This is a genomic window from Acetobacter okinawensis JCM 25146 (assembly GCF_000613865.1).
GTDB lineage: Bacteria > Pseudomonadota > Alphaproteobacteria > Acetobacterales > Acetobacteraceae > Acetobacter > Acetobacter okinawensis.
Window position 1 is genome coordinate 1 of record NZ_BAJU01000116.1, and the last position, 1,141, is coordinate 1,141.

The window sequence follows — 1,141 nt, forward strand, 5'->3', positions numbered from 1 at the left end:
TGCGGCCTCCCCCCGTGCTGCCGCAGTGCCCAAAGCGGCTGCGGCCCCCGGCTCCGTTCGCAAAAAAGCGGCCGCAGCAGGCCCCAAAACCCGCACCAAGCGCGAGAGCGTGGACCCCGATCTGCTGGAGCAGTCGCTCACCCTCATCACCACCAGTCTGGAGGATGACAAGGCGGAAGATCTGGTTGTGATCAACCTTGCCGGTCGTGCCTCCTTTGCGGACAAGATGGTCATTGCCACAGGTCTGGCAGATCGCCAGATTGCCGCCATGGCCCAGCACATTGAGCGCAAGCTGCGTGATATTGGCATCAAGCGCGTGCTGGTTGAAGGGGCCAACGGGTCCGACTGGGTTCTGCTGGATACGGGGGATATTGTGGTCCACCTGTTCAAGCCCGAAGCGCGCGCGCTGTATGGGCTGGAAAAAATGTGGGGCGCGGAACTGGATGAAAGCAACGAAGACGGCGTGACCCGTCTGTAAGTGCTGGTGTCCTGTGTTTAAACCCACAGCGCTGCGCCGCCACGGGAGCCGGGTATGAGGCTGGTGGCGGTTGGGCGCATGAAGGACAAGTCCGAGCGTGCGCTGGTCGAGCGGTACCTCAAACGCCTGCGCCCTGCGCTGGATATTGTGGAACTGCCCGACGGGCGCGGCAGCCCGGACGAGATCAAGCGGCGCGAGGCGCAGGCCATTCTGGCGGCCTGCCCCGCGCAGAGCCATGTTGTGGCCCTTGATGAGGGCGGGCGCACCTACAGTAGTGTTGCCTTTGCCACAGCCCTTGCAGGCTGGCAGGCTGATGGTCGCCCCCCCTGCTTTGTTATTGGCGGGGCAGAGGGGCTGGATGGCGCGGTGCTGCAACGTGCGGATTCAACCCTGTCTTTTGGCACACTCACCTGGCCGCACATGCTGGTGCGGATTATGCTGGTCGAGCAGGTTTACCGCGCGCAGGCCATTGCGGCAGGCCACCCGTACCACCGCGCAGGCAGGCCCGAGCGGGCCTGACAGTATACGGGCATGACCCGGACAAATTTTTGCCACATCATGCTCGCCTCAATGACGCAGGAAGGAAGGAGATTGACAATGATCTTCAAGGCAAAGCGTTCAATGGCGCTCCTTATGGGGCTACTTGTGGCGGCCGCCCGCTTG

The 1,141-nt window shown here is 63.0% G+C and carries 2 protein-coding genes; both read left to right on the top strand.

The features are described 5' to 3' along the window. Positions 1 to 25 precede the first annotated feature (25 nt). On the top strand, positions 26 to 478 hold the full coding sequence (gene rsfS, locus JCM25146_RS15995) for a ribosome silencing factor (RefSeq protein WP_035373045.1): 453 nt from the start codon (positions 26 to 28) through the stop codon (positions 476 to 478). Positions 479 to 532: 54 nt separating this feature from the next. Beyond that, positions 533 to 997 (top strand): 23S rRNA (pseudouridine(1915)-N(3))-methyltransferase RlmH, encoded by a 465-nt coding sequence (locus tag JCM25146_RS16000; RefSeq protein ID WP_025829308.1) that lies wholly within the window; start codon positions 533 to 535, stop codon positions 995 to 997. Positions 998 to 1,141 lie beyond the last annotated feature (144 nt).